This is a genomic window from Pseudomonas sp. AC242, from assembly GCF_979258655.1.
Map to the genome: position 1 here is coordinate 4,851,824 of NZ_OZ409873.1, position 17,895 is coordinate 4,869,718.

Genomic DNA, 17,895 nt, shown 5'->3' on the forward strand with positions numbered 1-17,895 from the left:
GATCATGTCTCGTTCCGAAACTTTGTTTGCCAACGCTCAGAAACACATTCCCGGTGGCGTGAACTCGCCCGTTCGTGCGTTCAAGAGCGTTGGCGGCACCCCGCTGTTCTTCAAACACGCCGAAGGCGCTTACGTGACCGACGAAGACGACAAGCGTTATGTCGATTACGTCGGCTCGTGGGGTCCGATGATCCTCGGCCACAGCCACCCGGACGTGCTCGACGCGGTGCGCAATCAGCTGCAACACGGCTTGTCGTATGGCGCGCCGACGGCGATGGAAACCGAGATGGCCGACCTGGTCTGCTCGCTGGTGCCCTCGATGGACATGGTGCGCATGGTCAGCTCCGGCACCGAAGCGACCATGAGCGCGATCCGTCTGGCCCGTGGTTACACCGGCCGCGACAGCATCATCAAGTTCGAAGGCTGCTACCACGGTCACTCCGACAGCCTGCTGGTCAAGGCCGGTTCCGGCGCACTGACCCAAGGCGTGCCGAGCTCCGCCGGCGTACCGGCAGCATTCGCCAAACACACCCTGACCCTGCCGTTCAACGACATCGACGCGTTTGAAAAGATGCTCGCTGAAGTTGGCAAGGACGTGGCGTGCATCATCGTTGAACCGGTGGCCGGCAACATGAACTGCGTGCCGCCAGCGCCAGGTTTCCTCGAAGGTCTGCGTTCACTGTGCGACAAGCATGGCGTAGTGCTGATTTTCGACGAAGTGATGACTGGTTTCCGCGTTGCCCTCGGCGGTGCCCAGGCGTACTACGGGGTCAATCCTGACTTGACCACTTTCGGCAAGATCATCGGCGGCGGCATGCCGGTCGGCTGCTTCGGCGGCAAGCGTGAAATCATGGAACGCATCGCGCCGTTGGGTCCGGTGTATCAGGCCGGTACGCTGTCGGGTAACCCGCTGGCCATGGCCGCCGGTTTGACCACGCTGCGTTTGATCAGTCGTCCAGGCTTTCACGCCGAGTTGACCGACTACACCACGCGTCTGCTCGACGGTCTGCAACAACGCGCCGATGCCGCGGGCATTCCGTTCGTGACCACTCAGGCCGGCGGCATGTTCGGTCTGTACTTCAGCGGCGCCGATGACATCGTCACCTTTGAAGACGTGATGGCCAGCGACGCTGCCCTGTTCGGTCGCTTCTTCCACCTGATGCTGGAAGGTGGCGTTTACCTGGCACCGAGCGCCTTCGAAGCCGGTTTCACCTCGATCGCCCACGGTGAAGCCGAGTTGCAACTGACGCTGGACGCTGCCGAGCGCGCCTTCTCCGCACTGAAATAATCGCACTGCCGCTGACGTTGGCTATCGCCAGCGTCAGCATTCACCTACATCCGCGCTGTTTTTCCGATGCTCCTGCTAAAAATCTCCCCTAAAGTGGGCGATATATTCCCCGTGCAGCAGAAAAACGAGTAAAGACTTTGTAAGGTTGGCCCTGCTTATTTCATAATGCGCGCTTATTGGATCCCTCGATGGGTCCGCGTGCCCTTCAGAGGTAAGTCGATTCCCATGAACCGCACCGGCCGCACCCTTGCCTTGGGCTGCCTGTTGCTCCTTCAGCCCCTGCTCGCGCATGCACAAGCAGGCGGCAACTCGTTGTTGATCCCGGCGATGGGTCGTTGCACCCTCAATACTCAGCCGCAAGACGTCACGCAGGCACTGGCCGCCTGCCAGAAAGCGGCGGACGAAGGGGATGCGCAAGCGCAATACGAGTTGGGTGAGTTCTACTACGACGGCAAGAATGCGCCGCGCGACCTCAATCAAGCCCTGAGCTACTTCGAAAAGGCCTCGCTGCAAGGCCACGCTCAGGCACAGTTCAAACTCGGCACGATGTTCTTCCACGGTGAAGGCGTGCAGGCCAACAACATTCAGGCGTATATCGTGCTGAAGATGGCGGCGGTCAACGGCGCTGAAGATGCGCTGGACACGGCCGACGAAGTCTCCGAAAAAATGTCCCGCGAAGACCTTGAGACTGCCACCCAGGTGCTTGGGCAAATTTTCCGTAAATACCTGATGGAACTGCAGAGCGCCGATGGGCGTACGCCGTTCTCGCCTCTTCCCTGACCGCCGATAGTTCCCACGCTCTGCGTGGGAACTCATCCCGTGACGCTCCGCGTCACCGACGCAGAGCGTCGAAGGCGGCATTCCCACGCAGAGCGTGGGAACGATCAAAAATCCAGATCCGGTTTTACTTCTCAGGCATCGGCATCGGGAACGGCATCACGTTGCCGACCGCGCCACGTGCTTCGCTGATTTTCGGGGTACCCAGACGCTCAACCTCGTCGATGCGCACAATCGAATGCATCGGCACAAAGCTGCGCACCACGCCTTCGAACTGCGCCTTGAGCTTTTCTTCGCTCGGATCGACGACCACTTGCGTGCGCTCGCCAAAGACGAACTCTTCCACTTCCAGAAAACCCCACAGATCACTTTGATAGATCTGCTTGGCGTACATTTCGAACACCTGGCCCTGGTTGAGGAAAATCACCTTATAGATTGGAGCTTCGCGTTTGGTCATGGCGGGGGGATAACATCGGGGATAAAAATGAGGGCGCAAACTATAGCATAGCCTCCGGACGCACAGCGGTAGGAACCTGCGGGCTTGTTCCCTATAATGCCGGGTTCTTTGAATCACGTGACGACACTAATCCATGGCCAAGAAGCTTTACATCGAAACCCACGGTTGCCAGATGAACGAGTACGACAGCTCGCGCATGGTCGATCTGCTGGGTGAACATCAGGCCCTGGAAGTCACCGCTCGCGCGGAGGACGCCGACGTGATTCTGCTCAACACCTGCTCGATCCGCGAGCGCGCCCAGGATCGCGTGTATTCGCAGCTCGGCCGCTGGCGCGAACTGAAACTGGCCAACCCGGAGATGGTGATCGCCGTTGGCGGTTGCGTGGCCAGTCAGGAAGGCGCAGCGATTCGTGATCGCGCCCCATACGTCGATGTCGTGTTCGGCCCGCAGACGCTGCACCGCCTGCCGGAAATGATCGACGCCGCGCGCATCACCAAGCTGCCGCAAGTCGACGTGTCGTTCCCGGAAATCGAAAAATTCGACCACTTGCCCGAGCCGCGTATCGATGGCCCGAGCGCTTATGTGTCGGTGATGGAAGGCTGCAGCAAGTACTGCACGTTCTGCGTGGTGCCTTATACCCGCGGCGAAGAAGTCAGCCGGCCGTTCGATGACGTGATCGCCGAAGTCATCCACCTCGCCGAAAACGGTGTGCGTGAAGTGACGCTGCTCGGGCAGAACGTCAACGGCTATCGCGGCACCACCCATGACGGGCGCCTGGCGGATCTCGCTGAGCTGATTCGCGTTGTCGCCGCCATCGACGGCATCGACCGCATCCGCTACACCACTTCGCACCCGCTGGAATTCTCCGACAGCCTGATTCAGGCCCACGCTGACGTGCCGGAACTGGTGAAACACCTGCATTTGCCGGTGCAATCGGGCTCCGACCGGATTCTCGCGGCAATGAAGCGCAACCACACCGCGCTTGAGTACAAATCCAAGCTGCGCAAACTGCGCGCCGCTGTGCCGGGAATCTGTATCAGCTCGGACTTCATCGTCGGTTTCCCCGGCGAGACCGAGAAAGATTTCGAACAGACCATGAAGCTGATTGCCGACGTCGGTTTCGACTTCTCTTATTCCTTCGTTTATAGCCAGCGCCCGGGCACGCCGGCGGCCGATCTGGCCGACGAGACCCCGGAAGAGCTGAAGAAGGAACGCCTGAACGCGCTGCAACATCGCTTGAATCAGCAAGGTTTCGAGATCAGCCGACAAATGGTCGGTTCGATCCAGCGCATTCTGGTCACCGATTACTCGAAGAAAGACCCTGGCGAGCTGCAAGGGCGCACCGAGAATAATCGTATCGTCAACTTCCGCTGCGACAATCCAACCCTGATCGGTCAGTTCGCCGACGTGCACATCGACGCGGCACAGCCGCACTCGCTGCGCGGCTCGCTGATCCAATAAATGCAAAAAATCGCAGCCTTCGGCAGCTCCTACATGGATTACATTCCCCTGTAGGAGCTGCCGAAGGCTGCGATCTTGACGGTGTCGACGCCAAGAATATTTAAGAGCTTTCGCACCCAGGCCTCTGGCGTTATCCTTGATTTCATCTTAATTGCCCCAGGGCGGCTAAATACGACCTTGAACGCTCCCATAGAACCACATCGTTTTATCCTCGAGCCCTTTGAGGCTCGCCGCTTCGCCAATCTGTGCGGGCAATTCGACGAGCATTTGCGCTTGATCGAACAGCGCCTGACCATCGAGATCCGCAACCGCGGAAACCAGTTCGAGCTGATCGGCGACCCCAAACACACCACGTCTGCGGAAAATCTGATTCGTCGCCTGTACCGGGAAACCAAAGGTTCAGAGCTGTCGCCAGATACGGTTCACCTGTTCCTGCAGGAATCAGCCGTGGTCGAGCTGGACAATCACGCCCCCGCCGAAGCCTCCGTCGCCCTGCGCACCAAGAAAGGCATGATTCGCCCGCGCGGCTTGAATCAGTTGCGCTACGTGAAGGAAATTCTCGGTAACGACATCAACTTCGGCATCGGCCCCGCCGGTACCGGCAAGACCTATCTGGCCGTGGCGTGCGCTGTCGATGCCCTGGAGCGCGAGCAGATCCGCCGCATCCTGCTGGTGCGTCCGGCGGTTGAAGCGGGTGAAAAACTCGGCTTCCTGCCCGGCGACCTGTCGCAGAAGATCGACCCGTACCTGCGCCCGCTCTACGACGCGCTCTACGAGATGCTCGGCTTCGAATACGTGGCCAAGTTGATCGAACGTCAGGTCATCGAAGTGGCGCCACTGGCCTATATGCGCGGCCGCACGCTGAACAACAGCTTCATCATTCTCGACGAAAGCCAGAACACCACCGTCGAACAGATGAAGATGTTCCTGACCCGAATCGGCTTCGGCTCTACAGCAGTCATCACCGGTGACATCACCCAGGTCGACCTGCCGAAAGGCACCAAGTCGGGTCTGCACCACGTGATTGAAGTGCTCAAAGACGTTCCGGGCATCAGCTTCACGCACTTCCAGCCTAAAGACGTCGTGCGCCATCCTTTGGTCCAGCGGATCGTCGAAGCCTACGAGCGCTTCGAAAACCGTGATGACGCCCCCAAGGACACTTCGCGAAATGCTTGAGCTAGACCTGCAAATCGCGACTGAAGCGAGCGCGCCGAGTGAAGCCGACTTCCGCCTGTGGTGCGAACTGGCCCTGCGCCAGCGCACCGCCGACTCGGAAATGACCATTCGTCTGGTCGACGAGGAAGAAGGTCGCGAGCTCAATCACACCTGGCGTCACAAGGATTACGCGACCAACGTCCTGTCGTTCCCGGCGGAAGTACCCGACGAGTTTCTCGATATCCCGTTGCTCGGCGATCTGGTGATCTGCGTGGCCGTGGTCGAGCGTGAAGCCGCCGAACAAGGCAAGGAACTAAAGGCCCACTGGGCACATCTGGTCATTCACGGCTGCTTGCATCTACTGGGTTACGACCATATAGATGACGAGGAAGCCGAAGAAATGGAAGCACTGGAACGCGAGTTGCTTGCCGAATTGGGCTATCCCGATCCGTACGCGGACGACGAACCCGAAACATCCCCTATCGTTACAACAAAGGATTCAGAGTAATCGCTATGAGCGAAGATCGATCGAGCAACGGGCAGAAGTCATGGCTGGGCAAACTGACCCAGGCTCTTGCCCACGAGCCGAAGAACCGTCAGGAGCTGCTTGAGCTACTGCGTGATGCACATCAGAACAAACTGCTGGACAGCGAAGCGCTGGCCATCGTCGAAGGTGCCATTCAGGTGGCTGACCTGCAAGTACGCGACATCATGGTGCCGCGCTCGCAGATGATCAGCATCAAGGCGACCCAGACACCGCGTGAATTTCTCCCGGCCGTGGTCGACTCGGCCCACTCGCGCTATCCGGTCATCGGTGAAAGCCATGACGACGTGATGGGCGTGCTGCTGGCCAAGGATCTGCTGCCGCTGATCCTCAAGGAGAACGGCGACAGCTTCAACATCAAGGATCTGCTGCGCCCGGCCACCTTCGTGCCGGAATCCAAGCGTCTGAACGTGTTGCTGCGAGAATTCCGCGCCAACCACAATCATATGGCCATCGTCATCGACGAATACGGTGGTGTGGCCGGCCTGGTAACGATTGAAGACGTGCTGGAACAGATCGTTGGCGACATCGAAGACGAGCACGACGTCGAAGAAGACAGCTATATCAAGCCGCTGCCCAGCGGTGACTTCCTGATCAAGGCCCTGACCCCGATCGAGAACTTCAACGAGTTCTTCGACAGCGAGTTCTCCGATGACGAATTCGACACCGTCGGCGGTCTGGTGATGAGCGCGTTCGGGCACTTGCCAAAACGCAACGAAATCACTGAAATCGGCGCCTATCGTTTCCGCATCCTGAACGCCGACAGCCGTCGGATTCATTTGCTGCGACTGACGCCAATTGCTCGTTAATCCTAAGGACTGAAATGCGCTGGACAACCCGCCCCGGCTGGCCCGGTAACCTGCTGGCCGTGGCGGCCGGTGCAATCACCACCTTCGCTCTGGCACCTTTCAACATCTGGCCGCTGGCTTTGCTGGCGGTCGGCTTGTTCTATGCCGGTTTGCGCGAGCTGAGCCCGCGTCAGGCGCTGGGCCGAGGCTGGTGTTTCGGTTTCGGCCTGTTCGGCGCCGGTACCAGCTGGATCTATTACAGCATTCATCATTTCGGCGGCGCTTCGGTGCTGCTGGCCGGGTTCCTGATGCTGCTGTTTACGGCGGCGATTGCCTGGTTCTTCGCCCTGCCCGCCTGGTTATGGGCGCGCTGGTTGCGCCGTAACGAGGCGCCGGTGGCCGATGCCTTGGCATTTGCTGCGTTGTGGGTCGGCCAGGAAGCATTTCGTGGTTGGTTCCTCACCGGTTTCCCGTGGCTGTACTCAGGTTACAGCCAGCTCGACGGCCCATTGTCCGGACTCGCGCCAGTCGGTGGCATGTGGCTGGTGTCGTTCGTACTGGCGTTGACTGCGGCGCTGATTTACAACGCGCCGCGTCTGTTGCAAACCGGCCGCAAAGGTTTTGTCGTTGCCGGTCTGGTGCTGCTGGCTGGCCCTTGGGTGGCCGGCATTGCGCTCAAGGGCCATGCCTGGACAAGTCCGTCCGGCGCGCCGCTGAGTGTTGCCGCGATTCAAGGCAACGTCGCACAAAGCATGAAATGGGACCCGGCCGAGCTCAACGCGCAGCTGGCCCTGTACCGCGATTTGAGTTTCCGTTCGAAACCGGTGGACCTGCTGATCTGGCCGGAAACCGCCGTGCCCGTGCTCAAGGAGTCCGCCGAGGGCTACCTGAACATGATGGGCACCTTCGCCGCCGAGCGTAAATCGGCGCTGATCACCGGCGTACCGATTCGCGAAACCGTTCGTCATGAAAAACGCTTCTTCAACGGTATTACCGTGGTCGGCGAAGGCGACGGTACTTATCTGAAACAGAAACTGGTGCCCTTCGGCGAATACGTGCCACTGCAGGATGTATTGCGCGGGCTGATCGCCTTCTTCGACCTGCCAATGTCCGACTTTGCCCGTGGCCCGGCGGATCAGGCACTGTTGCAGGCCAAGGGTTATCAGATCGCACCGTTTATCTGCTACGAAGTGGTGTATCCGGAGTTTGCCGCCAGCCTGTCGGCGCGCAGTGATCTGCTGCTGACGATCAGCAACGACACCTGGTTCGGCACCTCGATTGGCCCGCTGCAACATCTGCAGATGGCGCAGATGCGCGCACTTGAGGCCGGGCGCTGGATGATCCGCGCGACCAACAACGGCGTGACCGGGTTGATCAATCCGTTCGGTCAGATCACCGAGCAGATTCCGCAGTTTGAACAGGGCATTCTGTACGGCGAAGTGGTGCCGATGCATAACCTGACGCCCTACCTGCAATGGCGTTCGTGGCCGCTGATCATCCTGTGCGTGCTGTTGTTTGGCTCGGCACTGATGGCCAGCCGGATGTCGAAAACCCTTTAAAGCAAAAGATCGCAGCCTGCGGCAGCTCCTACAGGGAAAACGCAAATCCCAATGTAGGAGCTGCCGCACGCTGCGATCTTTTGATCTTCAGCGATAAAACAACGAATACCCCACCTGCCCCACCGCTTCATTCAACAGTTGCCCGCTCTGCCAGATCGACTTGAACTCCGGAAGCCAGCCACCAAACGGTCTTGCGTTATCCGTGCCCAAGAAGCCGACCGGCGCCGGCACCACTTCAAATCCTGCCTGTTCAAAACTCCAGACTGATCGCGGCATGTGCCAAGCCTGCGTCACCACAACCACGCGCTTGATCCCCTGCGGCAATAGAATGTCAGCGCTGAACTTGGCGTTTTCCCACGTTGTACGACTCTCGCCTTCCTGCCAACGCACCATCACGCCAAAATCGTCGCGCAATGAATCCGACATCAGTTTCGCCTCGGTCGGCGGTGTACCGTAATGCAAGCCACCCGTGGTCAGAATCGGCAAACCGGACGCTTTCGCCAGCCGCGCCGCGTAACGTTGACGCTCAAGCCCCACGCCGGTCGGCTGATCCTCACCCCAGGCCAGATCGCCGCGCTCGCGCCCGGAGCCCAGCACCACAATCGCGTCCGCGCGCTGCGCCAGCGTCGCCCATTCTTCACGTGCCAGCGGCGGCTCGCGCTCCAGCGCTTTGGCGCCCCATTGCACGACGACAGGCAGGCTCATGAGCCACAACCCGCCAAAACCAAGGGCAAAACACACGCCAGCCAGTCGCGGCCGTGAGCGGCGTAACCACCACGCAGCCAGCAACAGCAGCAAAAGAATGCCGGGCGGCAATAAAAGTTGTTTGATGAAATAACGAAAGGGCATCGAGCATCTCCAGAGATGCCCGAAGCCTAAGAGTGTTAATAAAGCGTTACAACCAATAGGTGGGATCCTGTTGAAAAAGATCCGGTTCTTGACCTGCCATGCGCTTACTTGGCCTGCAAAGCACGTACTTTGACGGTGTCTCTGCCGGGCGCCTTGTCCTTGAGCCAGATGACCTTGGCCGAATGTGCTGCATCGAGCTGCTTCACTGCCTGTGACAGGCATCCATGCGATTCACGTTCACTACGATCCAGATAGGCCTTGACCAGTTTGAACTCGGCGGGGCTCAAGCCACGCAATTCCAGTTCCAGGGGGCGCTCGTCGCGCAGCCGGTCAGCGGTTTTTACAGCGTCCAGGGCCATGCCCAGACGATCGATCAACCTTTCGTACAACTCGGGTTTCGTCACGTTTTTTTGCCGTTGCTCCACCATCCCTCACCTCATTGAAGATAAGACTCACTCCCCAGTTAGAGCTTAGCTTCGCTGCACAAACCGGCTGCACGCCGCGACCAACGGCCCTCGCCAAGGATTGACCGGGCCAAACTGCTGTAATCAGGGTTTCCCTAGGCCAAGCGCGGTCATGTATGCTACGGCGCTTCCTGTAATTCCACTTCCAGCTCGTCCGGGCCAACCCCGGAACCTGCGTTGAAGAGGATTAGGCCACCCCTATCCAGTACAAAAGTAGCCATGCACGAACAATATCAGCCCCGTGAAATCGAAGCCGCCGCCCAGTCGTTCTGGGACGAGCAAAAGTCCTTTGAAGTCAGTGAACAGCCAGGCAAGGAAACTTACTACTGCCTGTCGATGTTCCCTTACCCCAGCGGCAAGCTGCACATGGGGCACGTGCGCAACTACACCATCGGCGACGTGATCTCCCGCTACCAGCGCATGCTTGGCAAAAACGTTCTGCAACCAATGGGTTGGGACGCGTTCGGCATGCCGGCGGAAAACGCCGCGATGAAGAACAACGTCGCCCCGGCCAAGTGGACCTACGAAAACATCGCCTACATGAAAACCCAGCTGCGCAGCCTGGGCCTGGCGGTCGACTGGTCGCGCGAAGTCACCACTTGCAAACCGGATTACTACCGCTGGGAACAATGGCTGTTCACTCGCCTGTTCGAAAAAGGCGTGATCTACCGTAAAAACGGCACCGTGAACTGGGACCCGATCGACCAGACCGTTCTGGCCAACGAGCAGGTAATCGACGGTCGCGGCTGGCGTTCCGGCGCGCTGATCGAAAAGCGCGAAATCCCGATGTACTACTTCAAGATCACCGCTTACGCGGATGAGCTGCTGGAGAGCCTCGACGAACTGACTGGCTGGCCTGAACAGGTCAAGACCATGCAGCGCAACTGGATCGGCAAATCCCGTGGCATGGAAGTGCAGTTCCCGTACAACGTCGACTCGATCGGCGAAGCCGGTACCCTCAAAGTCTTCACCACCCGTCCGGACACCCTGATGGGCGCGACCTATGTCGCCGTGGCTGCCGAGCACCCACTGGCCACCCTGGCCGCGAAAAACAACTCCGAGCTGCAAGCGTTCATCGCTGAATGCAAGGGCGGCAGCGTGGCTGAAGCCGACGTTGCCACTCAAGAGAAAAAAGGCCTGCCGACCGGCCTGTTCGTCGAGCACCCACTGACCGGTGAAAAACTCCCGGTGTGGGTCGCCAACTATGTGCTGATGCACTACGGCGACGGCGCGGTCATGGCAGTACCGGCGCACGACGAGCGCGATTTCGAATTCGCCCACAAGTACAACCTGCCGGTTAAATCGGTCGTACGTACCAGCTCCGGCGACAGCAACCCGGCCCCGTGGCAAGACGCCTACGGCGAGCACGGCACGCTGATCAACTCCGGTGAGTTCGACGGTCTCGACTTCGCGGGCGCGTTCGACGCCATGGAAGTCGCCCTGATCAAGAAAGAACTGGGCGCCTCGCGCACTCAGTTCCGCCTGCGCGACTGGGGCATCAGCCGTCAGCGCTACTGGGGCTGCCCGATCCCGATCATCCACTGCGATGCCTGCGGTGACGTGCCGGTGCCGGAAGATCAACTGCCTGTCGTCCTGCCGGAAGACGTGGTGCCGGACGGCGCCGGTTCGCCGCTGGCACGCATGCCTGAGTTTTACGAGTGCAGTTGCCCGAAATGCGGCCAGCCTGCCAAGCGCGAAACCGACACCATGGACACCTTCGTCGAGTCGTCGTGGTACTACGCCCGTTACGCCTCGCCGCACTTTGAAGGCGGCCTGGTGGAAAAATCCGCAGCCGATCACTGGCTGCCGGTCGATCAGTACATCGGCGGTATCGAACACGCGATTCTGCACCTGCTCTACGCGCGCTTCTTCCACAAACTGATGCGTGACGAAGGTCTGGTCAGCTCCAACGAGCCGTTCAAGAACCTGCTGACCCAAGGCATGGTGATCGCCGAAACCTACTACCGTCGCGAAGCCAATGGTGCTTACACCTGGTTCAACCCGGCGGACGTAGAACTCGAGCGCGACAGCAAAGCCAAGGTCATCAGCGCCAAACTGAAATCCGACGGTCTGCCGGTGGAAATCGGTGGCACCGAGAAAATGGCCAAGTCAAAAAACAACGGCGTCGACCCACAGTCGATGATCGATCAGTTCGGCGCCGATACCTGCCGCCTGTTCATGATGTTCGCTTCGCCGCCAGACATGAGCGCCGAGTGGTCCGATTCCGGTGTTGAAGGCTCGCACCGCTTCCTCAAGCGCGTCTGGCGTCTGGCGCAAGCCCACGTGACACAGGGCTTGCCGGGCAAACTGGACATCGCCAGCCTGAACGACGAACAAAAAGCCGTTCGCCGCGCGATCCATCTGGCCATCAAGCAGGCCAGCCACGACGTCGGCCAGAACCACAAATTCAACACCGCCATCGCTCAGGTGATGACGCTGATGAACGTGCTGGAAAAAGCCGCACAAGGCACCGAGCAGGATCGCGCGCTGATTCACGAAGGCCTGGAAGCCGTGACGCTGTTGCTCGCACCGATCACGCCGCACATCAGCCACAACCTGTGGAATCAACTGGGTCACGCCGACGCAGTGATCGACGCCGGTTGGCCAGCAGTGGACGAAAGCGCCTTGGTGCAAGACAGCCTGACCCTGGTTATCCAGGTCAACGGCAAGCTGCGTGGCCAGATCGACATGCCAGCCAGCGCAACCCGTGAAGAAGTGGAAGCGGCAGCACGCGCCAACGAAAACGTACTGCGTTTCGTCGACGGTCTGACCATTCGTAAAGTGATCGTAGTGCCCGGGAAACTGGTCAATATCGTCGCCAGCTAATTGGATCGGGCGTCAGGTTCGCCTGGCGCCAAGTAAAACCTTTCGGGCCGCTCGATCGGCCCACCTGGTTTCAAGGGGAGCAACACAATGATCAAACGCAATCTGCTGGTGATGGGCCTCGCCGTTCTCTTGAGCGCCTGCGGTTTCCAGCTGCGCGGCACCGGCACCAACGAGCTGTCAATCAAGGAACTTGATCTGAGCGCCCGCAACGCCTACGGCGAGACGGTCACGCAACTGCGTCAGGTCCTGGAGTCGAGCGGCGTCAAGGTTTACAGCGGCGCTCCGTACAAGCTGTTCCTGGCTGACGAGCAGGAAAGCCAGCGCATCCTCAGCTACGCCGGTGCCGGCCGTACGGGCGAATATCAGGTCAATACAGTCCTGAACTACGAGATCCGTGGCGACAAGAACCTGCAACTGCTGAGCGACAAGCTGGAAGTGCAGAAAGTGTTCATTCACGACGGTAACAACCTCGTGGGCTCCGATCAGGAAGCCAACGACGCCCGCCGCGAAACCCGCCGCGAACTGGTTCAGCGCATGATGCTGCGTCTGCAGCAACTGACGCCGGGCCAACTGCAACAACTGCAGCAAGCGGCCAATGATCGCGCCAAGGCAGAAGCCGATGCACTGCAAGCGGCGCAAAAGGCTGAAGCGGAAACCCCGCGTCAGTCGCCGCTCGAAATACCGCAGCAGTAAGACGTTCGGGGCGCTCAGGCGCCCCGTTCGACCTTTCTTATGAAGCTCGCTCCCGCCCAACTCGGTAAACACCTGCAAGGTGCTCTCGGCCCCGTCTACATCATCAGCGGCGATGACCCGCTGTTGTGTCAGGAAGCCGCCGACGCCATCCGCAGTGCTGCGCGCCAGCAAGGTTTCGACGAACGCCAGGTCTTTGCCGCCGACGCCAATTTCGATTGGGGCACGTTGTTGCAGGCCGGCGCCAGCATGTCGTTGTTCGCAGAAAAGCGTCTGCTGGAACTGCGCCTGCCTTCGGGCAAGCCTGGTGACAAGGGCGCTGCCGCACTCATCGAATATTGCTCGCGTCCGGCTGAAGACACTGTGCTGCTGATCAGCTTGCCCAAACTCGATGGCAGCGCGCAGAAGACCAAGTGGGGCAAGGCGCTGGTTGAAGGCCAACAGACCCAGTTCATTCAGATCTGGCCGGTGGATGCCAATCAGCTGCCGAACTGGATTCGTCAGCGCTTGTCTCAGGCCGGATTGTCGGCCAGCCAGGACGCGGTCGAATTGATTGCTGCACGTGTCGAGGGCAACTTGCTCGCTGCCGCGCAGGAAATCGAAAAGCTCAAGTTGATGGCCGAGGGTGGCCAGATCACAGTCGAAACCGTGCAGGCCGCTGTGGCGGACAGTGCACGTTTTGACGTGTTCGGTTTGACCGACGCCGTGCTCAACGGCGAGCCGGCCCATGCCTTGCGCATGCTGGAAGGCTTGCGTGGCGAGGGTGTCGAGCCACCGGTGATTCTCTGGGCACTGGCGCGGGAGTTGCGTCTGCTGGCCAATATCTCGTTGCAGTACAGCCAGGGCACGCCGCTGGACAAGTGCTTCAGTCAGGCGAAACCGCCGGTCTGGGACAAGCGCAAACCGTTGATGAGCAAAGCCCTGCAACGCTACTCGGCACAACGCTGGGCGCAGTTGTTGCTTGAGGCTCAGCGTATTGACGCGCAGATCAAGGGCCAGGCTGCCGGGTCGCCGTGGATGAGCTTGAGTCGTCTGGCTCTATTGATGGCTGGCCAGCGACTTTCACTGCCTGCCGAATAAGATCAAAAGATCGCAACCTTCGGCAGCTCCTACACCAATCCCTGTAGGAGCTGCGGCACGCTGCAATCTTTTGATCTTGTTTCCTACAATGCACGCCTGCATTTGCACTATAGACAGATGCCCAACATCGGCAGATTATTTCCCCCGCAAAACCCACTCACTCGAGAGAACCCTCATGAGCAAAAAGCCATCGAAACATGGCCCCAACAAGGCCAAATCCATTGTCGCCCAACCCCTGTTCCGCAGCCGCCAGGAACGACCAATCAAGGGTAAAGGCAGCTACCGCCGCGAAGCCTTCCAGTCTGACAGCTGGGAGGCTTCTTACTTTCTGGCCGCTTAAAGCGCAGTACCCCCCGGTCATGTTAAGGTCTGCACCTGATTCGTTTTCCTGGAACTGTGCATGCCCCTAAGTCTTTCCCGTCGTTGGCCTGTTCGCCAACTGATCGCTGCCTCCAGCTTCATTCTGCTTGTCGCTTGTGCGGAAAAACCGACCGCAGCCGATGCGCAACCTCTTCAAGCCGCTCCTGTCGCCACGGCCCCAGCGATCATCCCGCCGGTAGTGCCGTCCGCCGACCCTCTCGATCTGCAGCCAACGCAGACCTTTGCCGAATGGCAGGCGAGCTTTCGCAAAGATGCCCTGGCCGCCGGGATTCGTGCCGAGCTGTTTGATCAGGCGTTTGCCAATGTCAGCTTCGACGCCAGTGTGATTCGTGCCGATCGCAGTCAGCCGGAGTTCTCCCGCCCGGTGTGGGAATACCTCGACGGCGCCCTGTCGCCACTGCGTGTGCGTAGAGGCCAGGCACTGATCAGTCAGTACGCCGATATTCTGCAAAGCATCGAACAGCGATATGGCGTCGACCGCCAGGCGCTAGTGTCGGTGTGGGGCATGGAAAGCAACTTCGGCCAGTTTCAGGGCAGCAAGTCGGTGATCAACTCGCTGGCCACCCTCGCCTACGAAGGCCGCCGCCCGGGCTTTGCTCATGCACAGCTGATCGCCGCCCTGCAGATCCTGCAACAAGGCGATATCACGCCGGAGAAGATGCTCGGTTCCTGGGCTGGCGCGATGGGTCAGACCCAGTTCATTCCGACCACCTACAACACTCATGCCGTGGACTTCGACGGTGACGGTCGCCGCGATATCTGGGGCAGCCCTGCTGACGCACTGGCATCGACCGCGCACTACCTGCAAAGCTCCGGCTGGCAGCGTGGTCAGCCGTGGGGGTTTGAAGTGCAGTTGCCGAGCAGCTTCAACTACACACTGGCTGATGGTGCGATTCGCAAGAGCGTCGCCGAATGGCGTCAGTTGGGCGTGACTCTGCCGAATGGCGGTCAGGTGCCAGCAGGTTCTGAACAGCTTTCTGCCGCACTGCTGCTGCCGGCTGGTTATCGTGGGCCGGCGTTCCTGATCCTCGACAACTTCCGCGCGATCCTCAAGTACAACAACTCCTCGTCGTACGCGCTGGCAGTGAGCCTGTTGTCCGAGCGTTTCAGCGGTGGCGGTTTGATCAACGGCAGTTGGCCGAAAGATGACCTGCCGCTGAGCCGCACCGAGCGTATGGAATTGCAGACATTGCTGAGCGCTCGCAATTACGATGCCGGCACAGCGGACGGGATCATCGGCGCCAATACGCGCAAAGCGATTCGCAGTGCCCAGCAGTCGTTTGGCTGGCCGGCGGATGGGTATCCGACGCACAAGTTGCTGGAAAGCCTGCGCAACCAATAAAGTAAAAATCAAAAGATCGCAGCCTTCGGCAGCTCCTACAGGGCAAATATCAATCCCCTGTAAGAGCAGCCGAAGGCTGCGATCTTTTTGCTTCACCCACACACTATCGGGTGACGACATCCTGCTCCAGCATCAACTCCTGCTTCCCCGCATCCAGCCGCACCAGCGCGCCCATTGGCAACGTCAGGTTCGGATCGCAATGCCCGCTGCGCCACCCCGACAACACCGGAATTCGTAAAGGCTCGAACGTCTGCTTGAGCAGGCGGTTCAGCGCTGCGACATCCACGCCGGCAATGTCCCCGACCAACACCCCCCGCAACTTCGCCAACTTGCCGGCCAGGCGCATCTGGGTCAGCAAGCGATCAATGCGATACAGCGGCTCGTTGATGTCCTCGATCAGCAGAATTACCCCCTCGACATCGATTTCGTAAGGCGTACCCAACGTCGCAGCGATCATCGCCAGATTACCGCCGAGCAATCGGCCGTGCGCGATACCAGGCTCGACAGTGGTCAACGGATACGCCACCGGATGGCTGAACACACTCCCCGCCTTCAACTGCCCACGCAGCATGGCGAAGAACGAAGTAACGGTCGGCGGCTCCTTGTCACCCAACAAGTCGGCGTTGAGCAGTGGCCCGTGAAAGGTCACAAATCCTGCGTATCGACTGATAGCCAGGTGCAGCGCGGTGATATCGCTGTAGCCGATGAACGGCTTGGCGTTGCGGCTCAGCAGGTCATAGTCGATGCGGTCGAGCAAGCGCGGCGTACCGTAACCGCCGCGCAAGCAAATGATCGCATCGACCTCGGGATCAGCGAACGCTGCGTGCAGGTCACGCAGGCGTATATCGTCACTGCCGGCCAGATAGCCGTCCTTTTCATAAACACCGGGAAACACCTTCAGCCCATAACCACGGGCGCGCATCCATTGCAGCGCTTTCTCGGTGTCCAGAGCTCCGGGGCCCGCCGGCGCAATCACGCCGATCAACCCTTCCGAGGGCAGTGCAGGCACGGCTCTGTGTGGGCAAAGAGTATGGGTCGGTCGAACGGTCATCCTTGGATCTCCCTGTGAGTCATGCACACACAGTAGTCAGGAACGGCGGCAAACAGAAGAGGGTCGGCCACGCCGCAGGTTGCAGGAAAAATCAGCATCGAATGTAAGACGGGCAAAAAAATGCCCGCCGGGCGTTAAACCTCGGCGGGCAGTTTTTCATTCAGCGCCGGATCAGGAACCCAGCAGCTCAGCCTTGACCAACTTCGCTTGCTCGTCGGCATGGTACGAAGATCGTACCAGCGGGCCCGAGGCAACGTTCTTGAAGCCCATCTTGTAACCTTCCTCGGCGAACCAGGCGAAGGTGTCCGGGTGCACGAAACGCTGCACCGGCAAGTGGCTGCGCGAGGGCTGCAGGTACTGGCCCAGGGTCAGCATGTCGATGTCGTGTTCGCGCATGCGCTTCATCACTTCGATGACTTCTTCGTCGGTCTCGCCCAGACCCAGCATCAAGCCGGATTTGGTCGGAATGTGCGGCATCATCTGCTTGAAGCGTTGCAGCAGGGTCAGCGACCACTGGTAATCCGAACCCGGACGCGCAGCCTTGTACAGGCGCGGCACGGTTTCCAGGTTGTGGTTGAACACATCCGGCGGCTCGGCGGCGGTGATTTCCAGCGCGACGTCCATACGTCCACGGTAATCCGGAACCAGAGTCTCGAGCTGCACGTTCGGCGACAATTTGCGGATTTCGCGGATGCAGTCGGCAAAGTGCTGGGCACCGCCGTCACGCAGGTCGTCGCGGTCAACCGAGGTGATCACCACGTACTTGAGCTTGAGGTCGGCGATGGCGATGGCCAGGCTTTCCGGCTCGTTGACGTCCAGTGGCTTCGGACGACCGTGGCCAACGTCGCAGAACGGGCAGCGACGGGTGCAGATGTCACCCATGATCATGAAGGTCGCGGTGCCGCCGGAGAAGCACTCGCCGAGGTTCGGGCAGGACGCTTCTTCGCAAACACTGTGCAGCTTGTGTTTGCGCAGCAGGCTCTTGATCCGGTCGACTTCCGGGGAAACCGGGATGCGCACACGAATCCAGTCAGGTTTCTTCGGCAGCTCGGTGGTCGGAATGATCTTTACCGGAATGCGTGCAACCTTCTCGGCGCCGCGCAGCTTGACGCCGGCTTCTACCTTGGGACGCGGGGCCGGGCGCTCGGTCACGTCGAGCGTCGGGATCATGGTTTGCACTGC

The 17,895-nt window shown here is 59.8% G+C and carries 17 protein-coding genes; 12 read left to right on the forward strand and 5 right to left on the reverse strand.

Annotation, left to right across the window (positions count from 1 at the left end; all coding sequences use genetic code 11):
- Nucleotides 1-4 precede the first annotated feature (4 nt).
- Complete coding sequence (hemL, locus tag ACZZ0A_RS21735; protein ID WP_463543719.1) at nucleotides 5-1,288, forward strand: glutamate-1-semialdehyde 2,1-aminomutase; 1,284 nt, start codon at nucleotides 5-7, stop codon at nucleotides 1,286-1,288.
- Nucleotides 1,289-1,513: 225 nt separating this feature from the next.
- The gene (locus ACZZ0A_RS21740; RefSeq protein ID WP_003228518.1) at nucleotides 1,514-2,068 is read left to right on the forward strand and encodes a tetratricopeptide repeat protein; all 555 of its coding nucleotides are present in this window, start codon (nucleotides 1,514-1,516) and stop codon (nucleotides 2,066-2,068) included.
- Nucleotides 2,069-2,192: 124 nt separating this feature from the next.
- Here the strand turns inward: ACZZ0A_RS21740 and ACZZ0A_RS21745 are convergent, their stop codons facing one another.
- Nucleotides 2,193-2,522, reverse strand: a complete 330-nt coding sequence (locus ACZZ0A_RS21745) for a DUF1820 family protein (RefSeq protein ID WP_003185742.1) — start codon at nucleotides 2,520-2,522, stop codon at nucleotides 2,193-2,195.
- A 133-nt stretch (nucleotides 2,523-2,655) separates the two neighbouring features.
- Here ACZZ0A_RS21745 and miaB point away from each other — a divergent pair, with 133 nt between their 5' ends.
- The 5 genes from miaB to lnt all read left to right on the forward strand — a co-directional run bounded on the left by miaB (nucleotide 2,656) and on the right by lnt (nucleotide 8,030).
- Nucleotides 2,656-3,984, forward strand: a complete 1,329-nt coding sequence (gene miaB, locus ACZZ0A_RS21750; protein WP_007909647.1) for a tRNA (N6-isopentenyl adenosine(37)-C2)-methylthiotransferase MiaB — start codon at nucleotides 2,656-2,658, stop codon at nucleotides 3,982-3,984.
- 177 nt (nucleotides 3,985-4,161) lie between these two features.
- Nucleotides 4,162-5,160: a PhoH family protein gene (locus ACZZ0A_RS21755; protein WP_042704951.1), complete on the forward strand. Its 999-nt coding sequence runs from the start codon at nucleotides 4,162-4,164 to the stop codon at nucleotides 5,158-5,160.
- On the forward strand, nucleotides 5,153-5,647 hold the full coding sequence (gene ybeY, locus ACZZ0A_RS21760) for an rRNA maturation RNase YbeY (RefSeq protein WP_007909643.1): 495 nt from the start codon (nucleotides 5,153-5,155) through the stop codon (nucleotides 5,645-5,647). The genes ACZZ0A_RS21755 and ybeY overlap by 8 nt, the downstream gene beginning before the upstream one ends.
- 5 nt (nucleotides 5,648-5,652) lie before the next feature.
- On the forward strand, nucleotides 5,653-6,492 hold the full coding sequence (locus tag ACZZ0A_RS21765; protein ID WP_463543720.1) for an HlyC/CorC family transporter: 840 nt from the start codon (nucleotides 5,653-5,655) through the stop codon (nucleotides 6,490-6,492).
- A gap of 14 nt (nucleotides 6,493-6,506) precedes the next feature.
- Entirely contained in the window at nucleotides 6,507-8,030 is a 1,524-nt protein-coding gene (gene lnt, locus ACZZ0A_RS21770) for an apolipoprotein N-acyltransferase (protein ID WP_463543721.1), read from the forward strand.
- Between the two features lie 87 nt (nucleotides 8,031-8,117).
- On the opposite strand, the gene ACZZ0A_RS21775 is transcribed toward lnt, so the two are convergent.
- Nucleotides 8,118-8,879, reverse strand: coding sequence for a YdcF family protein (locus ACZZ0A_RS21775; RefSeq protein WP_095114029.1), 762 nt, complete (start codon nucleotides 8,877-8,879; stop codon nucleotides 8,118-8,120).
- 104 nt (nucleotides 8,880-8,983) lie between these two features.
- The gene (locus ACZZ0A_RS21780) at nucleotides 8,984-9,307 is read right to left on the reverse strand and encodes a hypothetical protein (RefSeq protein WP_007909621.1); all 324 of its coding nucleotides are present in this window, start codon (nucleotides 9,305-9,307) and stop codon (nucleotides 8,984-8,986) included.
- Between the two features lie 255 nt (nucleotides 9,308-9,562).
- Between ACZZ0A_RS21780 and leuS the strand changes: the two genes are divergently transcribed.
- The 5 genes from leuS to ACZZ0A_RS21805 all read left to right on the forward strand — a co-directional run bounded on the left by leuS (nucleotide 9,563) and on the right by ACZZ0A_RS21805 (nucleotide 15,662).
- Nucleotides 9,563-12,169, forward strand: a complete 2,607-nt coding sequence (gene leuS, locus ACZZ0A_RS21785; protein ID WP_095114028.1) for a leucine--tRNA ligase — start codon at nucleotides 9,563-9,565, stop codon at nucleotides 12,167-12,169.
- 87 nt (nucleotides 12,170-12,256) lie between these two features.
- Complete coding sequence (locus ACZZ0A_RS21790; RefSeq protein WP_007909616.1) at nucleotides 12,257-12,862, forward strand: LPS-assembly lipoprotein LptE; 606 nt, start codon at nucleotides 12,257-12,259, stop codon at nucleotides 12,860-12,862.
- A gap of 39 nt (nucleotides 12,863-12,901) precedes the next feature.
- Nucleotides 12,902-13,939 carry a DNA polymerase III subunit delta gene (holA, locus tag ACZZ0A_RS21795; RefSeq protein WP_007909614.1) on the forward strand — a complete coding sequence of 346 codons (1,038 nt, stop codon included), beginning with the start codon at nucleotides 12,902-12,904 and terminating at the stop codon, nucleotides 13,937-13,939.
- Between the two features lie 175 nt (nucleotides 13,940-14,114).
- A complete protein-coding gene (gene arfA, locus ACZZ0A_RS21800) occupies nucleotides 14,115-14,279 on the forward strand; it encodes an alternative ribosome rescue factor ArfA (protein WP_007909612.1) in 165 nt (54 codons plus the stop codon).
- A 60-nt stretch (nucleotides 14,280-14,339) separates the two neighbouring features.
- Complete coding sequence (locus ACZZ0A_RS21805) at nucleotides 14,340-15,662, forward strand: lytic murein transglycosylase (protein ID WP_463543722.1); 1,323 nt, start codon at nucleotides 14,340-14,342, stop codon at nucleotides 15,660-15,662.
- Nucleotides 15,663-15,765: 103 nt separating this feature from the next.
- On the opposite strand, the gene ACZZ0A_RS21810 is transcribed toward ACZZ0A_RS21805, so the two are convergent.
- The gene (locus ACZZ0A_RS21810; protein ID WP_414916739.1) at nucleotides 15,766-16,713 is read right to left on the reverse strand and encodes a S66 peptidase family protein; all 948 of its coding nucleotides are present in this window, start codon (nucleotides 16,711-16,713) and stop codon (nucleotides 15,766-15,768) included.
- Nucleotides 16,714-16,884: 171 nt separating this feature from the next.
- Nucleotides 16,885-17,883 (reverse strand): lipoyl synthase, encoded by a 999-nt coding sequence (lipA, locus tag ACZZ0A_RS21815; protein WP_161986515.1) that lies wholly within the window; start codon nucleotides 17,881-17,883, stop codon nucleotides 16,885-16,887.
- Nucleotides 17,884-17,895 lie beyond the last annotated feature (12 nt).